Origin of the sequence: Neisseria bergeri (assembly GCA_003044455.1) — a bacterium.
Taxonomy (GTDB): domain Bacteria; phylum Pseudomonadota; class Gammaproteobacteria; order Burkholderiales; family Neisseriaceae; genus Neisseria; species Neisseria bergeri.
Map to the genome: position 1 here is coordinate 144,598 of POWY01000002.1, position 21,478 is coordinate 166,075.

General features: G+C 51.2%; 21 protein-coding genes. 9 read left to right on the forward strand and 12 right to left on the reverse strand.

Annotated elements, in window-relative coordinates; genetic code table 11:
- Positions 1–262 precede the first annotated feature (262 nt).
- On the forward strand, positions 263–460 hold the full coding sequence (locus DBY86_RS13590; protein ID WP_234403378.1) for a hypothetical protein: 198 nt from the start codon (positions 263–265) through the stop codon (positions 458–460).
- Positions 451–678 (forward strand): hypothetical protein, encoded by a 228-nt coding sequence (locus tag DBY86_RS13595; RefSeq protein WP_234403379.1) that lies wholly within the window; start codon positions 451–453, stop codon positions 676–678. The genes DBY86_RS13590 and DBY86_RS13595 overlap by 10 nt, the downstream gene beginning before the upstream one ends.
- 50 nt (positions 679–728) lie before the next feature.
- Here the strand turns inward: DBY86_RS13595 and DBY86_RS03770 are convergent, their stop codons facing one another.
- Positions 729–1,169 carry a hypothetical protein gene (locus DBY86_RS03770; protein ID WP_234403380.1) on the reverse strand — a complete coding sequence of 147 codons (441 nt, stop codon included), beginning with the start codon at positions 1,167–1,169 and terminating at the stop codon, positions 729–731.
- Between the two features lie 123 nt (positions 1,170–1,292).
- On the opposite strand from DBY86_RS03770, the gene DBY86_RS12880 reads away from it, so the two are divergent.
- The 3 genes from DBY86_RS12880 (at position 1,293) to DBY86_RS03780 (ending at position 3,480) form a co-directional block, all read left to right on the forward strand.
- Positions 1,293–1,631 (forward strand): hypothetical protein, encoded by a 339-nt coding sequence (locus DBY86_RS12880; RefSeq protein WP_159068542.1) that lies wholly within the window; start codon positions 1,293–1,295, stop codon positions 1,629–1,631.
- Positions 1,632–1,926: 295 nt separating this feature from the next.
- Complete coding sequence (gene pssA / locus DBY86_RS03775) at positions 1,927–2,673, forward strand: CDP-diacylglycerol--serine O-phosphatidyltransferase (RefSeq protein WP_107818975.1); 747 nt, start codon at positions 1,927–1,929, stop codon at positions 2,671–2,673.
- Positions 2,674–3,480, forward strand: coding sequence for a sulfite exporter TauE/SafE family protein (locus DBY86_RS03780; protein ID WP_107818976.1), 807 nt, complete (start codon positions 2,674–2,676; stop codon positions 3,478–3,480).
- Between the two features lie 710 nt (positions 3,481–4,190).
- On the opposite strand, the gene rplI is transcribed toward DBY86_RS03780, so the two are convergent.
- The 5 genes from rplI to trxB all read right to left on the reverse strand — a co-directional run bounded on the left by rplI (position 4,191) and on the right by trxB (position 6,674).
- Positions 4,191–4,643 carry a 50S ribosomal protein L9 gene (gene rplI, locus DBY86_RS03790; protein ID WP_107818978.1) on the reverse strand — a complete coding sequence of 151 codons (453 nt, stop codon included), beginning with the start codon at positions 4,641–4,643 and terminating at the stop codon, positions 4,191–4,193.
- 16 nt (positions 4,644–4,659) lie between these two features.
- Positions 4,660–4,890: a 30S ribosomal protein S18 gene (gene rpsR / locus DBY86_RS03795; protein ID WP_002213306.1), complete on the reverse strand. Its 231-nt coding sequence runs from the start codon at positions 4,888–4,890 to the stop codon at positions 4,660–4,662.
- A gap of 6 nt (positions 4,891–4,896) precedes the next feature.
- Entirely contained in the window at positions 4,897–5,199 is a 303-nt protein-coding gene (priB, locus tag DBY86_RS03800; RefSeq protein ID WP_107818979.1) for a primosomal replication protein N, read from the reverse strand.
- Positions 5,200–5,568, reverse strand: a complete 369-nt coding sequence (gene rpsF / locus DBY86_RS03805; protein WP_002232587.1) for a 30S ribosomal protein S6 — start codon at positions 5,566–5,568, stop codon at positions 5,200–5,202.
- A gap of 155 nt (positions 5,569–5,723) precedes the next feature.
- Entirely contained in the window at positions 5,724–6,674 is a 951-nt protein-coding gene (trxB, locus tag DBY86_RS03810) for a thioredoxin-disulfide reductase (RefSeq protein ID WP_002245073.1), read from the reverse strand.
- A 138-nt stretch (positions 6,675–6,812) separates the two neighbouring features.
- Here trxB and DBY86_RS03815 point away from each other — a divergent pair, with 138 nt between their 5' ends.
- The 4 genes from DBY86_RS03815 to trmB all read left to right on the forward strand — a co-directional run bounded on the left by DBY86_RS03815 (position 6,813) and on the right by trmB (position 13,274).
- Complete coding sequence (locus DBY86_RS03815; protein ID WP_101133151.1) at positions 6,813–8,975, forward strand: heavy metal translocating P-type ATPase; 2,163 nt, start codon at positions 6,813–6,815, stop codon at positions 8,973–8,975.
- Positions 8,976–9,029: 54 nt separating this feature from the next.
- A complete protein-coding gene (gene uvrC / locus DBY86_RS03820) occupies positions 9,030–10,916 on the forward strand; it encodes an excinuclease ABC subunit UvrC (protein WP_107818980.1) in 1,887 nt (628 codons plus the stop codon).
- Between the two features lie 116 nt (positions 10,917–11,032).
- The gene (locus DBY86_RS03825; RefSeq protein ID WP_107818981.1) at positions 11,033–12,436 is read left to right on the forward strand and encodes a tetratricopeptide repeat protein; all 1,404 of its coding nucleotides are present in this window, start codon (positions 11,033–11,035) and stop codon (positions 12,434–12,436) included.
- 121 nt (positions 12,437–12,557) lie between these two features.
- Positions 12,558–13,274 (forward strand): tRNA (guanosine(46)-N7)-methyltransferase TrmB, encoded by a 717-nt coding sequence (gene trmB / locus DBY86_RS03830; RefSeq protein ID WP_107818982.1) that lies wholly within the window; start codon positions 12,558–12,560, stop codon positions 13,272–13,274.
- Positions 13,275–13,514: 240 nt separating this feature from the next.
- On the opposite strand, the gene DBY86_RS03840 is transcribed toward trmB, so the two are convergent.
- From DBY86_RS03840 to DBY86_RS03865, 6 genes are all read right to left on the reverse strand, one after another.
- Entirely contained in the window at positions 13,515–14,048 is a 534-nt protein-coding gene (locus DBY86_RS03840) for a hypothetical protein (protein ID WP_003752575.1), read from the reverse strand.
- Between the two features lie 308 nt (positions 14,049–14,356).
- A complete protein-coding gene (locus DBY86_RS03845; protein WP_159068543.1) occupies positions 14,357–14,977 on the reverse strand; it encodes a hypothetical protein in 621 nt (206 codons plus the stop codon).
- A 66-nt stretch (positions 14,978–15,043) separates the two neighbouring features.
- Positions 15,044–17,071 carry an excinuclease ABC subunit UvrB gene (gene uvrB, locus DBY86_RS03850; RefSeq protein WP_107818984.1) on the reverse strand — a complete coding sequence of 676 codons (2,028 nt, stop codon included), beginning with the start codon at positions 17,069–17,071 and terminating at the stop codon, positions 15,044–15,046.
- A 109-nt stretch (positions 17,072–17,180) separates the two neighbouring features.
- Positions 17,181–18,002, reverse strand: coding sequence for a DUF1963 domain-containing protein (locus tag DBY86_RS03855; protein ID WP_107818985.1), 822 nt, complete (start codon positions 18,000–18,002; stop codon positions 17,181–17,183).
- Between the two features lie 60 nt (positions 18,003–18,062).
- Complete coding sequence (locus DBY86_RS03860) at positions 18,063–19,547, reverse strand: S41 family peptidase (protein WP_107818986.1); 1,485 nt, start codon at positions 19,545–19,547, stop codon at positions 18,063–18,065.
- Positions 19,548–19,672: 125 nt separating this feature from the next.
- Entirely contained in the window at positions 19,673–21,469 is a 1,797-nt protein-coding gene (locus DBY86_RS03865; RefSeq protein ID WP_107818987.1) for a peptidoglycan DD-metalloendopeptidase family protein, read from the reverse strand.
- Positions 21,470–21,478 lie beyond the last annotated feature (9 nt).

Consider the following 21,478-nt stretch of genomic DNA (forward strand, 5'->3'; position numbering starts at 1 on the left):
ATGTCAGACAAACCTACCGTAACGACAGGCAACACCGGGTAGGCGACGGCTTCCCTGTCCGGTCTCTGTTTTCCCACATGGGCGACGACAGGGGAACGAATCCGTTTTTAATGCTCGACTATGTCGTACCTTATGAACTTGCACCCAATCCGAACCGCCCCCCGAGGTGTCTCCCCCCCACAAAGATTTTAAAACCGTAACCATCGCCTATCGCGGCGAAGCCGCACACCGCGACTCAAGCGGCTGAGGCGGTGTGCAATGGATGACTGCCGATTCGGGCATCATCCATGAAGAATTCCATTCCGAATGCTTCAACAAAACAGGCGGGCTTTTTAAAATGGTGCAGCTTGGGGTCAATCTGCCCACCGATACAAGAACACTCCGCCCCGCTACCTACACCTTGCCAAAGCCGCCATTCCCGTTGCGGCGATTCCCGAAGGTGCAGGAAGTTTGCGGCTGATCGCCGGAAAATACGAGGAAGAAAAAGGAACAGCCAAAACCTTTACGGAAATGAACGTTTGGGACATCGCCATTCATGCAAATAAGGAAACCGCTTTGACCGTTCCCGAAACGCACAACCTGTCTCAAGATTGCCAAGTTTCGGATTCAGCGAAATTTCGATATGGTCTGCCTTCTCTTCGACACGGATGTTGCCTCTGCCGTCTGAAGCCACCTTAACCGATTTTCCGGGTGAACCGTCCTGACCGGATTCACCTTTATCGCCCTTATCACCTTTTTTCACCCTTCAATGCAGCAGCAAAATCGGCTTCGGTTTTGCCGGTATTGCCCTGCAGTTCTCTCCAAATTTCGAACGCCGACTTGCCGTCTGCACCCTCGTCGCATTTATCGCCCTTATCCCCTTTAAAATCAGGATTATTTTTCAGGTCGTCTTTACCGAGGATAACGATGGTTTTGTCGGTATCCGTTGTATCGGATTCGGTTTTCAAGCCGTCTTTAAACTCATAAAACTTGTTGAAGACGGTTTTAAAGTTGTTTTCCGTTGCCACTTCGCTGCTGCCGGCTTTCAACGTTACCAATTCTTGAACGGCAGCATCATCAGCAGTAACGTTATTGCCGCCGATCAAATCATCTTGGGTTTGAGCCGCACTTTTCAGCAGATCGTACCCCCAAACATTACCGGCAACCGAGGTTTTGGAATGTGAACCCAACGCTGATCCGCCTTCTGCGGTAGCGGTGCTGCCTGTGCCGAAAGCACTTGCGTGTTCGCCGCCTGCACGTGATTTGTAACCGATTGCGTTAGCAAAATCGCCTTTGTACGGGCGGATAAACCGATGGCAATGCCACCGCTTTCTTTGGTTGCTCTTGAGCTTGCACCGACAGCAACGGTATTTTTGCCACCGGTATTGGCACCGTTACCACCGCTACGGCGTTTTCAGCCGAAACAGTGGCATCAGTACCCAATGCCATCACATTGTCAGCATCTTTTTACATTGGCACTTTTACCCAATACGACGGCACTTTCCGAGTTTTTTACTTCGGAGAACGCACCTGCTGCAACGCCGTTTTCAGATAAAACCGTCGACGTTGAACCGATTGCACCCCTCTATTGGCATTTGTTGCATTTGTGCTTCGACCAAACGCAACGGCATTTTGTGAATTTTCGATTTTAAAGAGCAGACCGAATGCAACCGAATTTGCACTTTTTGTAATGGTCGCACTATTACCCAACAAAAGGCTGCTGTCAGATTTATCGTCAATGGTTGAGTTCGGATCCAATACCGTACTTCTAATCGAGTTGGACTTGCTGACATTACCGATAGCAATGGCAAATCCGCCCGTGGCTTCTGTTTCCGCCTTTCATGCAAACATCTTATCAGAGGCTTAAACCGGCAGGGCGTATTGTTTGATAAGCGTTTGCGTTATAATCCGAACATCAATTCTCCACGTCCGTGAGACACTTCAACTATGGAAATCCCGCCAAACACCCCGCAACGCTCTCTGCGTCAAAACAGTATTTACCTGCTACCTAACTCCTTTACCATCGCCGCGCTGTTTTCCGCGTTTTACGCAATCACCCAATCCATGCACGGACGTTATGAAACCGCCGCCATCGCGGTATTCATCTCCATGCTGCTGGACGGCATGGACGGGCGCGTGGCGCGGCTGACCAACAGCCAAAGCGCGTTCGGGGAGCAGCTCGACAGCCTTGCCGACATGGTCAGCTTCGGCGTTGCCCCCGCGCTGATTGCCTATAAATGGCAGCTTTGGCAGTTCGGCAAAATCGGTTATTCCGTCGCCTTCATCTACTGCGCCTGCGCCGCCCTGCGCCTCGCGCTGTTCAACACGCTTATCGGCAAGGTGGATAAACGCTGGTTTATCGGCGTGCCCAGTCCGACTGCCGCCGCGCTGATTGTCGGGCTGATTTGGGTCAACCACAGCGTCGAAAAATTCCCCGCCGTCCACTGGTGGGCATTGGGCATCACACTGTTTGCCGGCCTGTCGATGATTGTCCAAATCCCTTTTTGGAGTTTTAAAGAAATCAACATCCGCAGACAAGTCCCCTTTGTCGGAATGCTGCTTGCCGTTTTGCTGCTGCTTCTGATTACTTGGGAGCCGTCTCTTGTCCTCTTCCTGTTCTTCTTCGGATACAGCCTCTCCGGCTACATTATGGCGGCACGCCGATTTTGGAAAAAATACAGAAAGGCAGATTAAATGTGGCATTGGGACATTATCTTAATCCTGCTTGCCGTAGGCAGTGCGGCAGGTTTTATCGCCGGCCTGTTCGGCGTAGGCGGCGGCACGCTGATTGTCCCTGTCGTTTTATGGGTGCTTGATTTGCAGGGTTTGGCACAACATCCTTACGCGCAACACCTCGCCGTTGGCACATCCTTCGCCGTCATGGTCTTCACCGCCTTTTCCAGTATGTTGGGGCAGCACAAAAAACGGGCGGTCGACTGGAAAACCGTATTTGCGATGATGCCGGGTATGATATTCGGCGTATTCGCGGGCGCACTCTCCGCAAAATATATCCCCGCGTTCGGGCTTCAAATTTTCTTCATCCTGTTTTTAACCGCCGTCGCATTCAAAACACTGCATACCGGCCCTCAGACGGCATCACGCCCGTTGCCCAAGCTGCCTGGGCTGACTGTGGTTTCCACACTGTTCGGCGCAATGTCGAGCTGGGTCGGTATAGGCGGCGGTTCACTTTCCGTCCCCTTCTTAATCCACTGCGGCTTCCCCGCCCATAAAGCCATCGGTACATCATCCGGCCTTGCCTGGCCGATTGCACTATCCGGCGCAATATCGTATCTGGTCAACAGCCTGAATATTGCAGGATTACCCGAAGGGTCGCTGGGCTTCCTTTACCTGCCCGCCATTGCCGTCCTCAGCGCGGCAACCATTGCCTTTGCCCCGCTCGGTGTCAAAACCGCCCACAAACTTTCTTCTGCCAAACTCAAAAAATCCTTCGGCATTATGTTGCTTTTGATTGCCGGAAAAATGCTGTACAACCTGCTTTAAAACACACGAAAAAACCTTTTTACCGTTTGCACAAGCAATTAATCAGAATAAAGCTGCCCTGCCTCCTGTTCCGACAAGAGAACAGACAACCTGACCGTGCGCCCGACTTTTGCCCTTAACTTCTTCTGCCCACAGATTCTATTGCCTTTTTCCAAACTGCCGATTTCCCTGCCTTCACGTCCGAAGGCATCGGCGCATCGCCTGCCGTGCCGATTCCACGCGATGCGGCCGCCTCCCAAACGGCATTTCCGCCATAATGACCGGCATACAAGCCACAACCTTTGCAATCATATAAGTTATTAAATTTTTAGGATGTATTTTAACAATCCGTTGATTTCAACTGTTTGCAAGGGAAAAGACCATGGTTTTCGGTCAGTCAGGAAGTTATCCTATTGAATATTCTAAAACGAAGTATGCTTACCAGCACAATATTGAAACATAGCCAAATTTTATGCCCGCTACCATTTTCAAAATAAATAAGCCTCTGATTTTCCTACTTTTCTCAAAATTAGAAAAGTTTTTGTCAATTGAATATTTTTTAGCGCATTTTATGCATCAAATTTCGTTAACAAACTATTTCTGCAAAGATTTCAGGCAAATAAAAACAACCATCCCGATTTTTGCAGAACATACGGAAAACAAAAAAAATGCCGTCTGAAACCACATTCCGATAATCGGCAGGGTTTCAGACGGCATTCTGATAATTTCAATTACTCGACTGCGGCAACGACGGCAACGGTAATTTTAGCAACGGCATCAGTGTGCAAAGCCACTTCCACTTCGTACTCGCCAACGGCTTTCAGAGGACCGTTTGGCAGGCGTACATTTGCTTTCACAGCTTCGATACCGGCAGCAACGATTGCAGCTGCAATGTCAGCATTGGTAACGGAACCGAACAGACGACCGTCCACACCGGCTTTTTGGGCAACGGTAATGGTTTGACCATCCAATTTTTCCTGACGGGCTTGGGCATCTGCCAAAATTTCAGCCTGTTTGGCTTCCAATTCGGCGCGGCGTGCTTCAAACTCTTTCATGTTTGCTTCAGTAGCACGTTTTGCCTTACCGGCAGGAATCAAGAAGTTGCGGGCATAACCGTTTTTAACGGTTACGATGTCGCCCAAGTTGCCCAGACCGCCGATTTTTTCTAACAGAATAATTTGCATGATTCAATCTCCAAAATTATTTGTGTTGGTCGGTGTAAGGCAGCAGAGCCAGGAAGCGCGCGCGTTTTACGGCAACAGCCAATTGGCGTTGGTAGAATGCCTTCGTTCCTGTAATGCGGGCAGGAATGATTTTACCGTTTTCAGAGATAAAGTCTTTCAGCAAATCAACTTGTTTGTAATCGACTTCTTGGATTTTTTCAGCCGTGAAACGGCAGAATTTTCTACGTTTGAATGATTGACGAGCCATTGTCGTTTAACCTTTATATTCTTTAATATTTTGTATTCTGATCATCGGCATCAGGGAACGTCTGCTTTTTTGAGCTAAAAAACCTTCGACGTGAACATATACACCTTGCCGATACTGCCACTCTTCCGCCTGCCTGCCTAAAATCCGTGCCAGAATTTCCAATTGGACAAGACATTGCTGTCCATTTTCTTTCTGCCATGATTCATGCTTTAAGATAATATCTAAGACAGAGATTCCGGCAGGCGTATATCGAATAGGGAAAACCTTTTCAATTAACGCGACAAGCGAAACAAGATTATTGAATCCCAATTATTGGGCAGCCGCTTCTTCAGACGCACCGCTCAGCAGGTTCTTAGCCTTTTCACCACCCAACATAGGGGATGCTTCGGTAACGGCGTGTTTGGTTTTGATGGTCAGATGACGCAATACCGCATCATTGAAACGGAACGCGGTTTCCAACTCCTCAACAACTTCGGGAGTGGTTTCAATATTCATCAAAACATAATGTGCTTTATGGATTTTGTTAATCGGGTAAGCCAGTTGGCGGCGACCCCAATCTTCCAGACGGTGAATCTTACCGTTTGCCTCGGTAATCATGGTTTTGTAACGCTCAACCATAGCGGGCACTTGCTCGCTTTGATCAGGATGAACGATAAACACGATCTCGTAATGACGCATGTTATCTCCTTATGGATGGTAAAAACAGCCTTCTGCCATGCGAAAGCAGAAGGCAAGGTTTAAAGAAGCGGCATTATATTGGGGTTTTCCGACGGAATCAAGGATTTAGTACGAAAAACTTGCATTCCGCCGAAAATTTCGGTTTCAGACGGCATTCAAATGTTTTGGCTGCCCAGCCAGCGTTCCGCGTCCAAAGCCGCCTGACAGCCGGAGGCCGCGCTGGTAATTGCCTGACGGTAGGTATGGTCTTTTACGTCGCCCGCCGCCCATACGCCTTCGATATTGGTTGCACCGACATTGTCCGCCGTACCGCCTTTGGTTTTCAGGTAGCCGGCTTCGTCCATTTCCAACTGCCCTTTGAAAATATCGGTATTCGGCTTGTGCCCGATGGCGATAAAGATGCCGCTGACGGCAATTTGTTGCTCAGAACCGTCGTTGTTTTTTAATAATGCGCCGTTTACGCCCCGATCGTCGCCCAGTACTTCTTGCAGATTGCTTTCCAGCTTGAGGATGATTTTGCCCTCTTCCACGCGTTTCATCAGTTTGTCAATCATGATTTTTTCGGCACGGAACTCGCTGCGGCGGTGAATCAACGTAACGGTTTTGGCGATATTGGCAAGGTAGAGTGCCTCCTCAACTGCCGTATTGCCGCCGCCGACTACGGCAACATCTTGGTTTTTGTAGAAGAAACCGTCGCAGGTGGCGCAGGCGGAAACGCCTTTCCCTGCAAACGCTTCCTCACTCGGCAAACCAATGTATTTGGCGGACGCGCCTGTTGCGACAATCATGGCATCACAAGTGTACTCGCCCATATCGCCTTTGAGTGTGAACGGGCGTTTTTGCAAATCGACGGCGTTGATTTGGTCAAAAATGATTTCTGTTCCGAAACGTTCGGCGTGGGCGAGAAACCTCGCCATCAATTCCGGCCCTTGCACGCCGTCAGCATCGGCAGGCCAGTTGTCCACTTCGGTAGTGGTCATCAGTTGCCCGCCTTGCGCGATACCTGTAATAATGACGGGGTTTAAATTGGCGCGCGCGGCATAGACGGCGGCGGTGTATCCGGCGGGGCCGGAACCCAAAATAATCAGTTTGCGGTGTTGGGACATCGTTTTTCCTTTGCTGTGTCAAGTTTTCGGATTCTACTCGAATTATCGGCGCGTTTGAGAAATTTCGACCATACGGGCGTTCAGACGGCATCCCGCAACCTTGACCGCCGTCTGAACATCAAAGAAGGAATCAAACTTATGCAACAAAAAATCCGTTTCCAAATCGAAGGCATGACCTGTCAGGCATGTGCTTCGCGCATTGAAAAAGTGTTGAACAAAAAAGATTTTGTCGAATCGGCGGGGGTGAACTTCGCCAGCGAGGAGGCGCAGGTTACGTTTGACGACAGCAAAACCTCCGCAGCCGATATTGCCAAAATCATTGAGAAAACAGGTTACGGCGCGAAGGAAAAAACGGAAGATACATTGCCGCAACCCGAAGCAGAACACCATATCGGCTGGCGGTTGTGGCTGCTGTTCGCCATCAATATCCCGTTCCTTATCGGCATGGCAGGCATGATGATTGGTCGGCACGATTGGATGATTCCGCCGGTATGGCAATTCGCGCTGGCGAGCGTGGTACAGCTTTGGCTGGCAATCCCGTTTTACAAAAGCGCGTGGGCGAGCATTAAGGGCGGACTGGCGAATATGGACGTGCTCGTTACCATCGGCACGGTCTCGATTTATCTGTATTCCGTCTATATGCTGTTTTTCAGTCCGCATGCGGCGCACGGCATGGCGCATGTGTATTTTGAAGTGGGCGTGATGGTGATCGGTTTTGTGTCACTGGGTAAATTTTTGGAACACCGCACCAAAAAATCCAGCCTGAACAGCTTGGGTTTGCTGCTCAAACTCACGCCAACCCAAGTCAACGTGCAACGCGATGGCGAATGGAAACAACTGCCCATCGACCAAGTGCAAATCGGCGACCTAATCCGCGCCAACCACGGCGAACGCATCGCTGCCGACGGCATTATCGAGAGCGGCAGCGGTTGGGCGGACGAGAGCCACCTCACCGGCGAATCCAATCCCGAAGAAAAAAAAGCGGGTGGCAAAGTGTTGGCAGGCGCACTGATGACCGAAGGCAGCGTGGTGTACCGCGCCGCGCAGCTCGGCAGCCAAACCCTGCTCGGCGACATGATGAACGCGCTGTCCGAAGCGCAGGGCAGTAAAGCGCCGATTGCGCGCGTGGCAGACAAGGCGGCGGCGGTGTTTGTGCCTGCCGTCGTGGGCATCGCGCTTCTGACTTTTATCGCCACTTGGCTGGTAAAAGGCGATTGGACGGTTGCTCTGATGCACGCCGTTGCCGTTTTGGTAATTGCCTGCCCGTGCGCGCTCGGTCTGGCAACCCCTGCCGCGATTATGGTCGGCATGGGCAAAGCGGTGAAACACGGTATTTGGTTTAAAGACGCGGCGGCAATGGAAGAAGCCGCCCACGTCGATGCCGTCGTGCTGGACAAAACCGGCACGCTGACCGAAGGCAGGCCGCAGGTTGCCGCCGTTTATTGCGTTCCCGACAGCGGCTTTGACGAAGACGCTTTGTACCGCATCGCCGCCGCCGTCGAACAAAACGCCGCTCATCCGCTTGCCCGCGCCATCGTTTCCGCCGCCCAAGTGCGCGGTTTGGACATTCCCGCCGCACAAAACGCGCAAACCGTTGTCGGCGCAGGCATTACCGCCGAAGTGGAAGGCGTGGGTTTGGTGAAAGCAGGCAAAGCCGAATTTGCCGAATTGACCTTGCCGAAGTTTTCAGACGGCGTTTGGGACATTGCAAGCATTGTTGCAGTCTCAGTCGATAACAAACCTATCGGCGCATTCGCACTTGCAGACGCGTTGAAAGCCGATACCGCCGAAGCCGTAGGTCGTCTGAAAAAACACAATATCGATGTCTATATTATGAGCGGCGACAACCAAGGCACGGTCGAATATGTCGCCAAACAACTGGGCATCGCACACGCCTTTGGTAATATGAGTCCGCGCGACAAGGCCGCCGAAGTGCAGAAACTCAAAGCCGCCGGCAAAACCGTGGCGATGGTCGGCGACGGCATCAACGACGCGCCCGCGCTCGCTGCCGCCAACGTCAGCTTTGCGATGAAAGGCGGCGCGGACGTTGCCGAACACACCGCGTCCGCCACGCTGATGCAACATTCGGTCAACCAGCTCGCCGATGCCCTGCTGGTGTCGCAGGCGACTTTGAAAAACATCAAGCAAAACCTGTTTTTCGCCTTCTTCTACAATATTTTGGGCATTCCGCTCGCCGCACTCGGCTTTTTAAACCCCGTCATCGCAGGTGCAGCAATGGCGGCAAGCTCAATTTCCGTGTTGAGCAATGCCTTGCGCCTGAAACGGGTAAAAATCGATTGACCGCATATAACTACCCGACAGCTTTTCCGAACGGATAAGGCTGCCGCTGCCGATATGCCGTCTGAAGCCGTTTTTCAAATGATTGATATGAATACAGAAAACTGTCCTCCGGAACAATTCGACATCCCGCTCTTCCTCAAAAACCTGCCCAAGCTGCCTGGCGTATACCGTTTTTTCGACGAAAGCGGCAAGGTCTTATACGTCGGCAAAGCCGTCAACCTCAAGCGGCGCGTGTCCGGTTATTTCCAAAAAAACGACCATTCGCCGCGCATCGCATTGATGGTGAAACAGGTTCGCCACATCGAAACCACCGTCACCCGTTCCGAAGCCGAAGCCCTGATTCTCGAAAACAACTTCATCAAAGCCCTGTCGCCGAAATACAATATCCTTTTCCGCGATGACAAAAGTTATCCTTATCTGATGCTCAGCGGCCATCAATATCCGCAAATGGCGTATTACCGGGGCACGCTGAAAAAGCCCAACCAATATTTCGGCCCGTATCCCAACAGCAACGCCGTGCGCGACAGCATTCAAGTGTTGCAAAAAGTCTTTATGCTGCGCACCTGCGAAGACAGCGTGTTCGAACACCGCGACCGCCCTTGCCTGCTGTACCAAATCAAACGTTGCACCGCGCCCTGCGTCGGACACATCAGCGAAGAAGACTACCGCGACAGCGTACGTCAAGCCGCCACCTTCCTCAACGGCAAAACCGACGAACTGACCCGCACCCTGCAACACAAAATGCAGACCGCCGCCGCGAATTTGCAATTTGAAGAAGCCGCCCGTTACCGCGACCAAATCCAAGCACTCGGCATTATGCAGAGCAACCAGTTCATCGACAGCAAAAACCCCAACAACCCCAACGACATCGACCTGCTCGCGCTGGCGGTTTCAGACGGCATCGTCTGCATACACTGGGTCAGCATACGCGGCGGGCGGCACGTCGGCGACAAAAGCTTTTTCCCCGACACCAAAAACGACCCCGAACCAAACGGACAAGACTACGCCGAAGCCTTCGTCGCCCAACACTATCTGGGCAAAAGCAAGCCCGACATCATCATCAGCAACTTCCCCGTCCCCGACGCATTAAAAGAAGCCTTGGAGGGCGAACACGGCAAACAAATGCAGTTCGTGACCAAAACCATAGGCGAACGCAAAGTCTGGCTGAAAATGGCGGAACAAAACGCACAAATGGCGATTGCCCAACGCCGCCTGCAACAAAGCAGCCAGCAACACCGCATCGACGAGTTGGCAAAAATCCTGAACATGAATTCAGACGACCTTAACCGCCTCGAATGCTTCGACATCAGCCACACCCAAGGCGAAGCCACCATCGCCTCCTGCGTCGTATACGACGAACAAAACATCCAGCCTTCGCAATACCGCCGCTACAACATCACCACCGCCAAACCCGGCGACGACTACGCCGCCATGCGTGAAGTGTTGACGCGCCGTTACGGCAAAATGCAGGAAGCCGAAGCCAACGGCGAGGCCGTAAAATGGCCCGATGCCGTGTTGATTGACGGCGGCAAAGGACAAATCGGCATCGCCGTGTCCGTATGGGAAGAACTCGGGCTGCACATCCCTTTGGTCGGCATCGCCAAAGGCCCGGAGCGCAAAGCCGGTATGGAGGAACTCATCCTTCCGTTTACCAGTGAAACCTTCCGCCTGCCCCCGCACAGCCCCGCCCTGCACCTTCTGCAAACCGTGCGCGACGAATCACACCGTTTCGCCATCACCGGCCACCGCAAAAAACGCGACAAAGCACGCGTTACCTCGTCCCTCGGCGACATTCCCGGCGTAGGCAGCAAACGCCGCCAAGCCCTGCTCACCCGATTCGGCGGCCTGCGCGGCGTGATTGCAGCCAGCCGCGAGGACTTGGAAAAAGTGGAAGGCATCAGCAAGACATTGGCGGAAACCATTTATAATCATCTGCATTAGTATGCCGCTAAAGCAAAAACCGTCTATAAAAATATGATACAGCAGGCCGGCGTGCCGATATAAACCTAACTTCATAACACATAACGATGATTCGACAAAACGGAAAACGATCTGATATGAACAATCCCGACTTAACCTATCGACAGGTCTTGGAACGCCTGTCTCAAAAACAATATAACTTTGCCGAAGTCCGCCGACTGCTGACAGAAGCGGCCTCGGCAGGCCATCCCGCCGCCGCATTCGAGTTGGCAAAACACCTGATGGACGCGGACAGCCCGCACCAAGACCGCGAACAAGGTATGGAAATGCTCCGCATCGCCGCCGAACAGGGGCATCCCTATGCACGTTACAATTTGGCATATATCCAAGAATTGGAAGGCGCGCCCCCAGAAACCCTGATACCGCTTTACAGACCTCTGGCAGAGAAAGGGCTGCCTGAAGCACAAGTCCGCCTGATGTACCTGCTGTATGCGTCCCGGCATTTTAAAGAGGCCTTGGAATGGGCAAAAACAAGCGCAAAAAACAACAACCCCCACGGGCAATACCTGCTTGCCCAATACTGCCGGTACGGCACACCGCCGGATTTTGAAACGGCGCACCTGCTCTACCGAAAAGCGGCGGCACAAGGCTTGCCGGAAGCACATTGGCAACTCGGGCTGCAATACCGTTTTGGACAAGGGACGCAAACCGACACGGCACAGGCCGTCAATCATTTGCGTGCCGCCGCGCAACAAGGATACATTCCCGCCTACACCCCGCTTGCCGAACTCATCCTGCCTACGGCTCCCGACGAAGCCGTTTACCGGTTCCAACAGGCGGCACAGGAAAATGACCCCGATGCCCATGCCGCGCTGGCCGACATCTACCTGCAAGGCAAATATCAGGAAAGAAACCACAAACTTGCCCTGCATCATGCCGAAGCAGCAGCCGCCGAACGCCATCCCGAAGGTTTGCGGATACTGGGCGACATCTGCCGCTACGGTTTGGGCACAGCCCCCGATACAGAAAAAGCCCGGCATTATTACCGGCAGGCAGCCGAAGCCGGCAGCCTTTCCGCCTATCAGAAACTCATATCCGACAGCGCGTTAAACCATCCCGACCAATACGGCGGCATCAAAGATTCCGCCATCAGGCGGCAAAGGGCAGAACAGCTTTATCAAAAAGCCCAAGCCCTGCATTACGGATTACAATGCACACCCGAATACGCAGCCGCGCTCAAACTCTACACAGAAGCCGCAGAACTCGGACACAGCAAAGCCCAAACCAATCTGGGCAGTATGTATTACTTCGGACAGGGCATAGCCGCCGACTACGGCAAAGCCCGCAAATGGTTTGAACAAGCCGCCGCGCAAAAAGACAGTATGGCGTTCTACAACCTCGCCTGCATCCATTACAGCGGACACGGTGTAGGACCGGACAAAGAAAAAGCCTGCCGCTACCTGCAAGAAGCCATAAACAACGGATACGGGCAAAAAAGCGTCCTGCAAGAACTGCTGCAACAGTGGCAAAATGCCGTCTGAACACTGGTACATTTACCCCGCAAAAACGAAACAGGTATAATCGCCCCTTTCCCTTCCCGCCGTCCGAACAGGCATTTCACATTCAGACGGCATCCTGATTGCACAAGCGCACGAAAGCATTATGACAGACACCGCCGAAAACCAAACACCAAACGACCATCAAGCCGGACACCCCCGCAGCATCCGTAGCTTCGTCCTCCGCCAAAGCCATATGACCGCCGCGCAGCAACGCGCCATCGATACCTTATGGGACAGCTTCGGCATCGACTACCAAGCAACACCGGCCGATCTTAATGCCCGTTTCGGAAGCAGCCGACCCAAAATCCTTGAAATAGGCTTCGGCATGGGGACGGCAACCGCAGAAATTGCCCGCCGCCTGCCCGAAACCGACTTCCTCGCCATCGACGTACATGGTCCCGGCGTAGGCAACCTGCTCAAACTCATCAACGAAAACCATTTGGAAAATATCCGCGTGATGCGGCACGATGCCGTAGAAGTTGTCGAAAATATGCTTCAAGACAGCTCGCTCGACGGCATCCACATATTCTTCCCCGACCCGTGGCACAAAAAACGCCACCACAAACGCCGTCTGATACAAGCCCCCTTCATCGCCAAACTGCTGCCCAAACTCAAAACCGGCGGCTATATCCACCTGGCGACAGACTGGGAAGAATATGCGCGGCAGATGCTTGAAGTCCTCAGCAGCTTCGACAGCCTGCAAAATACGGCGGCAGACTACGCCCCCACCCCGGACTACCGCCCCGAAACCAAATTCGAAGCGCGCGGCAAACGCCTCGGACACGGCGTTTGGGACTTGGTATTCAAACGGATCGGATAACAGACCGCCGAATAAAAAATGCCGTCTGAAGCACGTTTGCTGACAGACGGCATTTTTTCAAGATAAAGCAGCGGGCGATGTTTTGATACAAGGTTTAAAACAATGGTTTGAACGGCAAAAACGCGTGTGTACCGCACACATCCTACGTGTAGGTTTTAACCTGCACATCGATTTTAAAGCTTGTGCCGCCTGCAGGTAAAGTATATGCACTGCTCTACTCAAAGTTTATTGGAGTATAGATTATGTCTTTTGAGAAAACACGCCCTCAACATTAAATGTTAGTTCCGTATAAAAAATACTAGGAGTTTCTTTTATTGCACACAAATGATTTACTCTTTTAGTTTGAGTAAATTTTATTTGAATACCTTGCTTACTATTATAGTTTATAAAATCAATAGCCTTATCTTCAGCCAGACGTTCCAACTCTGATAACTCAGTCATTATCAATCTGATTTTCCTTAATTTTTCTGAAGTATCAACAAATACAAAAGAAACTGCGGGAGCCATATCTAAAAGCTCGGCTGTGTCTTTTAATTTATTTATATTATTCCTATCAAAATCAAATGATTTGCTTTCTGTCTCTGGGAAATTTCTTCCTTTTACCGATATAACTATCCTCTTACATGGTTTTTCTCTGCTTATCGCCAAAACATCAGCACCAACATGATCAATTAGCGCAACTGACCAATTATTTAGACCTAAAACATACATTACTAAAGACTCAGCAAAATCTCCAAACTGCTTTGCAAAACGAAGATCCCTGTTCTGATTCATTATTTTCGCTCCTTTGATAACTCAACAAGCCGTAGCCCGCATGAAATCTTTAGTTTTCCGCAGGTCGGATTCTCGAATCCAACATTTTGGGTATTTCTGCAATGAATTGCAACGACGGGAATATTAAAGGTTTTGTCGGATACAAGTATCCGACCTACGGTTGCTTTGGGAATTGGAAAGTGCAGGCTGCCTCAAGCAGAAAACGCGGGCGTGCATACCGCACACGCCTGAACGTTGGGTTTAAAGTTTGTGTCGTCCGCAGGTAGGGTGTGTGGTGCAGCCACGCACGCAGTTGGTGGAGATGCAGGTTACCGATTGCTGCGGTTTTTAATCCACGCTTCAATATATACGGAAGAGAAACTTTTCCAAGCAATCATCATCATGAAGAACAAAACCATTACAACCCAATAAATAATTATTTCGTCATATTTAATAGTCTCTATGAATTTCTTATCTGCTTCAGATAACTCAAACAAATGTGGGAATGCCCATAAAAATGTCAGAATAGAAATAACAGATATACCTACAGAGCCTACGTTAGCACATGTAGAGCCAGCACGTTTAAAAAATAGTGGACTACTATATTTAACTTCAGACCAAGATAAAATTTTGTTTTGTTCTTTAATCTTTTTATTTTTCATACTATTTTTCTTAAATAGATTTTTAGCCCAATTCAAAATTGAAGCTAACATTGTTAAAATTATCGTTGTAAAAATAAACAATAATACAGCCACAAATAAATATATCAATAACTGACTAACGAATCCATTATTGGGTACTACTAAATCAGTAAATATTTCAATAGCTTTTTTATTAGATGATTCGTAAATTAACGAATACACGATAGCTGTCATTGTAAATAAAAGAACCTGTAAAAGGTATTCTTTACAATCGTTCCAAAATGTTTCACAAAATGATGATTTAGACATTTAACCCTCATCCTATACTATAATATTAGAAATTATAAATTGTATAAAAATACATAACTATACAAGTCACTCCGCCCCAAACAACAAATTCTCCTTAATCCCCCGAATCCTATCCCGCAACACAGCCGCCTCTTCAAACTGCAAATCCCTAGCCGCCTGCTGCATGGCTTTTTCCAGTTTGGCGATTTCTTTAATCGCGTCTTCTTCGTTGTGGATTTCGCCGACTTTGACCTTGTTTTTGCCTTTCAGACGGCCTTTGCCGCTGTCTTCTTCGTGGTACACGCCGTCGATGATGTCTTTGACCTGTTTTTTAATCTGCTGCGGCACGATGCCGTGTTCTTCGTTGAATTTAATCTGTTTTTCTCGGCGGCGTTCGGTTTCGTCGATGGCGGCTTTCATGGAGTCGGTGATTTTGTCGGCGTACAGGATGGCGACACCGTTCACGTTGCGCGCGGCGCGCCCTATGGTTTGAATCAGACTGCGGTGGGAGCGCAGGAAGCCTTCTTTATCTGCGTCGAGGATGGCGACGAGGGAGACTTCGGGGATGTCGAGGCCTTCGCGCAAGAGGTTGATGCCGACGAGTACGTCAAACAGTCCGAGCCGTAAATCTCTAATGATTTCAACGCGCTCAACGGTGTCGATGTCGCTGTGCAGGTAGCGCACTTTGATGCCGAGTTCACTGTAATAGTCGGTGAGTTGTTCCGCCATGCGTTTGGTGAGGGTGGTAACGAGTACGCGCTCGCCTTTTTGGATGCGGTCGTTGATTTCGCTCATTAAGTCATCGACTTGGGTGGCAACGGGGCGGATGATGATTTTGGGGTCAACCAGTCCTGTGGGGCGGACGACTTGTTCGACCACTTGTCCGGCGTGTTCTTCTTCATATTTGGCGGGGGTGGCGGAAACAAAAACGGTTTGCGGCATGACTTTTTCAAATTCGTGGAATTTGAGCGGTCGGTTGTCGCGGGCGGAAGGCAGGCGGAAGCCGTAGTCGACGAGGTTTTGCTTGCGCGATGCGTCGCCTTTGTACATGCCGCCGATTTGGGTAACGGTAACGTGGCTTTCATCGATGAACATGATGGCGTTGTCGGGCAGGTAGTCCATCAGCGTGGGCGGTGGTTCGCCTTCTTTTTTGCCGGAGAAGTGACGGGAGTAGTTTTCGATGCCTTTGCAGAAGCCCATTTCGTAGAGCATTTCGAGGTCGAAGCGGGTACGCTGTTCGATGCGTTGTTGTTCGACGGGGCAGTTTTCTTTGGTAAAGAAATCAATGCGTTCGCGCAGTTCTTCTTTGATGGACTCGCAGGCGCGCAATACGGTGTCGCGCGGGGTAACGTAGTGGCTGGACGGGAAGACAGTGTAGCGGCCGACGCGCTGTTGCAGGCTGCCTGAAAGCGGGTCGAACATATCGAGGCGGTCAATTTCGTCGTCGAACAAGCTGATGCGCAAGGCGTTTTCGGAGCTTTCGGCGGGGTACACGTCAATCACGTCGCCGCGCACGCGGAAGCTGCCGCGTTTGAAGTCCAAATCGCCGCGTTCGTACTGCATGGAAACGAGCGTGGCGATGATGTCGCGCTGCTCGATGGTGTCGCCTTCTTTGACGGACAACACCATTTGTTGATACTCGGTCGGGTCGCCGATACCGTAAATGGCGGACACGGTGGCAACGATAATTACATCGTTGCGCGTCATCAGGTTTTTGGTGGCGGAAAGGCGCATCTGCTCGATGTGTTCGTTGATCGCGCTGTCTTTTTCGATGAACAAATCGCGGCTGGGTACATAGGCTTCGGGCTGGTAATAGTCGTAGTAGGAGACGAAATATTCCACCGCGTTTTCGGGGAAAAACTCGCGCATTTCGGCATAGAGCTGGGCGGCAAGGGTTTTGTTGTGCGCCATGATGATGGCGGGGCGGCCGCTTTGGGCGATGACGTTCGCCATGGTGTAGGTTTTGCCCGAACCGGTTACGCCGAGCAGGGTTTGATAGGCAAGGCCGTCTGAAAGCCCTTCGAGCAGGCCGGCAATGGCGGAGGGCTGGTCGCCGGCGGGCGGGAAAGGTTGGTGGAGTTTGAAGGGGGAATCGGGGTATCGGATAACTTCCATAATCTTGCCTGTGATGCGTTTGCGGACAAAGCGTGTAGTAGGGATGGGGCAGAAACGTCTTTCAGACGGCATGGAATAAAAGACATTCCCGACCGTATGCCGTCTGAACTCAACCGCAATCCCAAGTGAATGCCGTTTTGGAAAAATCGCATTTTTCCAAATCTTCGGGCGCGATAAAGAAATTGCCGATACCCATATCGCCCCACATGATGTCTATTCCTTCGTTCTCATCATATTGGCTTTCCAATTGGAACAGCAGTTCGTAGCCTTCCAAACTGCCGCCGCGCGGATCGTATTGGGTAAAGCAGGGATAACCGCCAATACAGTGTCCCGCCTGATTGGAGGCTTCCCGATAGTTCTCGTAAAGCCGCCAATCGTTGTTACCCGTATCCGTAACCCTTTCAAGAATCAGCTTGCGCATTTCCGGAAAAGTCCGATCGAAACGGTAATCGTCGAAAGACAGATATTGCGTCTCCGGTTCGGAAAAAACCATGCGGAATTCTTCCTCTGCACCAAACGGCAGACCGACTCCGAAATCCCCGAAATCGGAATATGCCGGAACATCCGAACGCAAACCTTCCTGCCGTACTTCGCGATGGTACAAAACACGGAATCCCTTTTGAGCGCGCAAGTCGTCGAAATCCATGCCCGACAAATCGTCGTAACCGTCGACAAAGAACTGGACGATGCCTTCGGTCGGATAGTCCGGCAGATGCGGCATTTGGGCAAAGTTGATTTGTGCCAGCAGGGAAAGCGGTTGTCCTTGGTCGTTTTGGGGATATTCCATACCCTCCGGCAGATAAGGTCTGCCGCCGACCTTGCTGTCCCACAGTTCTACTGTCTCTTTCTTCAAAGAAAAACGCACGACGGGTTTTGCCGTGGCTGCAATTTTCTCTGCAAACGGTTCAAATTCCGGTAAAAAATCGCTCATAACCTGTCCTCTCAAACATAATATGCCGTCTGAAACCCTTTCAGACGGCATCGTCAAAACCTACTTCTTATCTTTTTTGTCTTTCTTATCCTTATTTGAAACCGGCTTTTTCGCCGCCAGCCCCAAAGACTTCTGCCACTGCTCGGGCGACTTGACCAAATCCAAAGCCTTGCGCAACTGCTCGTCTTTGGCAGGGTTGGGAATCCGCCTTGAAGACAAATCCTCATCCTTTTTCTTTTTGCCTTTTTCTTTTACAGCGGGCTTATCCGCATCTTTTTCAAGCGGTACGGCAAGGGTTTCACTATTGACATCCTCGCCGCCCAAAGGATTGCCGATGTGTCCGATCAAATCCGCCTCGCGGCTTTCAAAAGTGCGTTCCTTATCCTTCACCTCGACATCGGGAACAATCCCCTGCGCCTGAATAGAACGGTCGTTCGGCGTGTAATACAGGGCGGTCGTCAACTTGACCGCGCTGCCGTTGGACAAGGGAATCAAAGTCTGAACCGAACCTTTGCCGAAGCTCTGCGTACCGACAATCACCGCGCGTTTGTGGTCCTGCAATGCACCTGCGACAATCTCCGACGCGGAAGCCGAACCCGAATTGACCAATACCGTCATCGGAATCGTTTTCAACTCGGCGGGAATACCCGCCAAAGGATCGCCGCCCATACCGTACACATAATCTTCAGGAACGGCTTTCAGTACCATGCCGTCTTTGCCGTCGCGCCCCTTTGTGCTGACGACGACCGCTTCAGACGGCAGAAACGCCGCCGACACGCCGATAGCGCCGGTCAAAAGCCCGCCGGGGTCGTCGCGCAAATCCAACACCAGCCCCTTGAGCGGTCTGCCTTTGTTTTCCTTTACCAGCTCTTTTGCGGCGGTATTGACGCTTTCGACCGTCTTCTCTTGGAACTGCGACACGCGGATATAGCCGTAATCCGGCTCGAGCAAATAATGGCGGACGCTTTTCACTTTAATGATGGCGCGCGTCAGGTTGACGACTATCGGCTTGTCGGCATTTTTACGCGACAGCGTCAAAGTAATCTTCGAACCCGGCTTGCCGCGCATTTTCTTCACCGCTTCACTAACCGTCATCCCCCGCGTCGAAACATTATCGATTTTCACAATGAAGTCGCCGCTTTTCACCCCCGCCCGTTCCGCAGGCGTGTCCTCAATCGGCGAAACCACTTTGACAAAACCGTCTTCCTGCCCGATTTCCATCCCCAAGCCGCCAAATTCGCCGCTGGTCGATTCCTTCATTTCCGCATAACCTTTTTTATCCATATATTCGGAATGCGGATCCAAACCGGCCACCATACCCTTCATCGCGCCTTCAAACAAATCGGCATCGGGTTTGTCCTGATAATAGTTTGCCTTGATTTGACCGTAAACCTCCGCCATTGTGCGGATGGATTGCACCGGCAGGACTTCGTTATCCCGCCTGTCCTTCACGGCGGCAAAACTCTGCACCGCCAGACTGACGGCAACGCCGCTGATTGCGCCCAGGGTATAAAGTGCGATTTTCTTGAAAACAGGTTTCGACATTCTTCTTTAACTTTCTCTCTTGATTTCCAAAAACCGGAAAACACAGGTACGGCAAACGGCAGACTTCACGGAACAGCGCACCATATCGGCACGATTTGCATAAAGCCTACCGTTCGGCAATCCGATCAACGTATCCAGCTCGAAGGGTTCAATACCTGACCTTGATAACGTATTTGCAGGTAAAGCCCCTCTTCCCCGTCCGGCAGCGACCCGCTCGTGCCGATTTTGCTTCCCGCAGAAACCGGCTGCCCCTTGCCGGCGGAAATTTCGCTCAAACCGGCATAGATGCTGATGTAGTTTTCACCGTGATCGACCACGACCACTTTGCCGTAGCCGTCCAACTCGTCCGCATAGCTTACCGTTCCCGGCGCAATGCTTTCAACCGTTGCCGGTGCAGTGGAATAGAACACGCCTTTCCAAACATCGCCGCCGCTCCGGCTCTGCCCGAAAAGTCCGGTCGGCACACCGTCAACCGGTTTTTTCAAACGTCCCTGCATGCGGCTGAAACTGTCGGCACTGCCGATACCCATAACCGGAGGGGCTTGGATGTTCCTGTCTTCGGCAGTCAGGTTGGACATTGCCGCACGTCGTGCCTCAGCCTGCTGCTGCGCCGCTTCTTTTTCTTTTCTGGCTTTTTCGGCAGCCGCCAGTCTGGCTTCCGCCAGTTTTCTTTTTGCTTCCGCATCCTGAATGCGGTGTTCGGCCTTTTTCTTCTCCAAATTGCTCAAGAGCTTGTTCAGTTGCTGCTCGTTTTCTTTCTGTTCCAGCAGTTTTTGGGCATCTTTGGCGATTTTGGCATTCTGTCTGCGGCTTTCGGCCTGTTCCGCAGCATCGGTTACACCCTGTTTTTTCAGGAGTGATTGGACGTTTGCCTGAATTTTCTTCAAACGGGCAAGTTCATTGTTGATTTTCTGCTCTTGCGCCGCCAATGCCTTCTGCTGCTTTTCCAAATCCTTGACGACTTCCTGATTGGAGGCGTTCACATAACGCGTATAGCGCAAAAAGCGGTTTTTCTGACCCGGTTCGGCATTTTTCAGGAACAGGGCGACCGCATTCGGCTGGCTGTTTTTATAGTTCCCCGATACGAAACGGGAAATCTGCGCTTTCGCGCCGGCAACTTCCGTTTTCAAACGGTTCAGCTCGGCATTGAGGTTTTGAAACTTGTCCCAAGCCTCGCGCTGTTTGCGGTTGACGGAAGCAAGGTTGCCGCGCGCCTGACGGATACGCTCTTGGCGGATACGCTCTTCCTGAAGCTGTTTGAGGGAATTGCTGACATGAAGCAGCATTCCTTCGCTTTGTTTGAGCAGGGCTTTTTTGTTTTCGACATCATTGGTGGCAGCGGCAACGGCGGCCTTCAATTCGTCGGAATCGGTTTTGGCATTTTTCTCTTCCGTGTGTTTTTTGTCCTGTTTCACTGCTTTTCCGTCCTTGTCGGTACGGTCTTTTTTATTTGCAGAAACAGTGTCTTTATCCGCCTTGCCGCCCTTACGCGGATTGCCCTGTCCTTTTGCCTCTTTTTTGCCTTGTTTGTTTTCAGGCTGTGTTTTTGCGTTTTTTTCTTTGGATTCGGACACAGGCTTGCCATATGCCTTTTTGTGTTCCGCCTTCGATTCCTTATTCTCTTCGCGTCCTTTGCGCGCAGACTGCCCGGATGTTGCCTCCTTCTCTGCTTCTTTGCGGTTTTTGGCGGTTTTTTTGCCCTCTTTACCCTCTTTTGCCGCCTCTTTGCCGCCTGTTTTTTTATCTTTCGCGGCGGCATTTTTGCCTTTTTCTTTTTTGCCTTCCGCCGCTTCGGGCTGTTCTTTTTTGTTCTTCGCCTGCTTTTTCACTTCGGCGGAACGGTTGTGTGCCGCGTCGTGGGCGGCAACGGCGGGCGTGGAAAAAACGAGCATCAGGGCGAGCAGGAGGGGTTTGTAGCGCATGGTTCGGCC

Excerpts from the sequence above, each read along its gene's own strand:
- DBY86_RS13590 (WP_234403378.1), top strand. The coding sequence starts at position 263 with ATGACTGCCGATTCGGGCATCATCCATGAAGAATTCCATTCCGAATGC.
- DBY86_RS12880 (WP_159068542.1), top strand. The coding sequence starts at position 1,293 with ATGGCAATGCCACCGCTTTCTTTGGTTGCTCTTGAGCTTGCACCGACA.
- pssA (WP_107818975.1), top strand. The coding sequence starts at position 1,927 with ATGGAAATCCCGCCAAACACCCCGCAACGCTCTCTGCGTCAAAACAGT.
- DBY86_RS03780 (WP_107818976.1), top strand. The coding sequence starts at position 2,674 with ATGTGGCATTGGGACATTATCTTAATCCTGCTTGCCGTAGGCAGTGCG.
- rplI (WP_107818978.1), bottom strand. The coding sequence starts at position 4,643 with ATGCAAATTATTCTGTTAGAAAAAATCGGCGGTCTGGGCAACTTGGGC.
- rpsR (WP_002213306.1), bottom strand. The coding sequence starts at position 4,890 with ATGGCTCGTCAATCATTCAAACGTAGAAAATTCTGCCGTTTCACGGCT.
- rpsF (WP_002232587.1), bottom strand. The coding sequence starts at position 5,568 with ATGCGTCATTACGAGATCGTGTTTATCGTTCATCCTGATCAAAGCGAG.
- trxB (WP_002245073.1), bottom strand. The coding sequence starts at position 6,674 with ATGTCCCAACACCGCAAACTGATTATTTTGGGTTCCGGCCCCGCCGGA.
- DBY86_RS03815 (WP_101133151.1), top strand. The coding sequence starts at position 6,813 with ATGCAACAAAAAATCCGTTTCCAAATCGAAGGCATGACCTGTCAGGCA.
- uvrC (WP_107818980.1), top strand. The coding sequence starts at position 9,030 with ATGCCGTCTGAAGCCGTTTTTCAAATGATTGATATGAATACAGAAAAC.
- DBY86_RS03825 (WP_107818981.1), top strand. The coding sequence starts at position 11,033 with ATGAACAATCCCGACTTAACCTATCGACAGGTCTTGGAACGCCTGTCT.
- trmB (WP_107818982.1), top strand. The coding sequence starts at position 12,558 with ATGACAGACACCGCCGAAAACCAAACACCAAACGACCATCAAGCCGGA.
- DBY86_RS03840 (WP_003752575.1), bottom strand. The coding sequence starts at position 14,048 with ATGAATCAGAACAGGGATCTTCGTTTTGCAAAGCAGTTTGGAGATTTT.
- DBY86_RS03845 (WP_159068543.1), bottom strand. The coding sequence starts at position 14,977 with ATGTCTAAATCATCATTTTGTGAAACATTTTGGAACGATTGTAAAGAA.
- uvrB (WP_107818984.1), bottom strand. The coding sequence starts at position 17,071 with ATGGAAGTTATCCGATACCCCGATTCCCCCTTCAAACTCCACCAACCT.
- DBY86_RS03855 (WP_107818985.1), bottom strand. The coding sequence starts at position 18,002 with ATGAGCGATTTTTTACCGGAATTTGAACCGTTTGCAGAGAAAATTGCA.
- DBY86_RS03860 (WP_107818986.1), bottom strand. The coding sequence starts at position 19,547 with ATGTCGAAACCTGTTTTCAAGAAAATCGCACTTTATACCCTGGGCGCA.
- DBY86_RS03865 (WP_107818987.1), bottom strand. The coding sequence starts at position 21,469 with ATGCGCTACAAACCCCTCCTGCTCGCCCTGATGCTCGTTTTTTCCACG.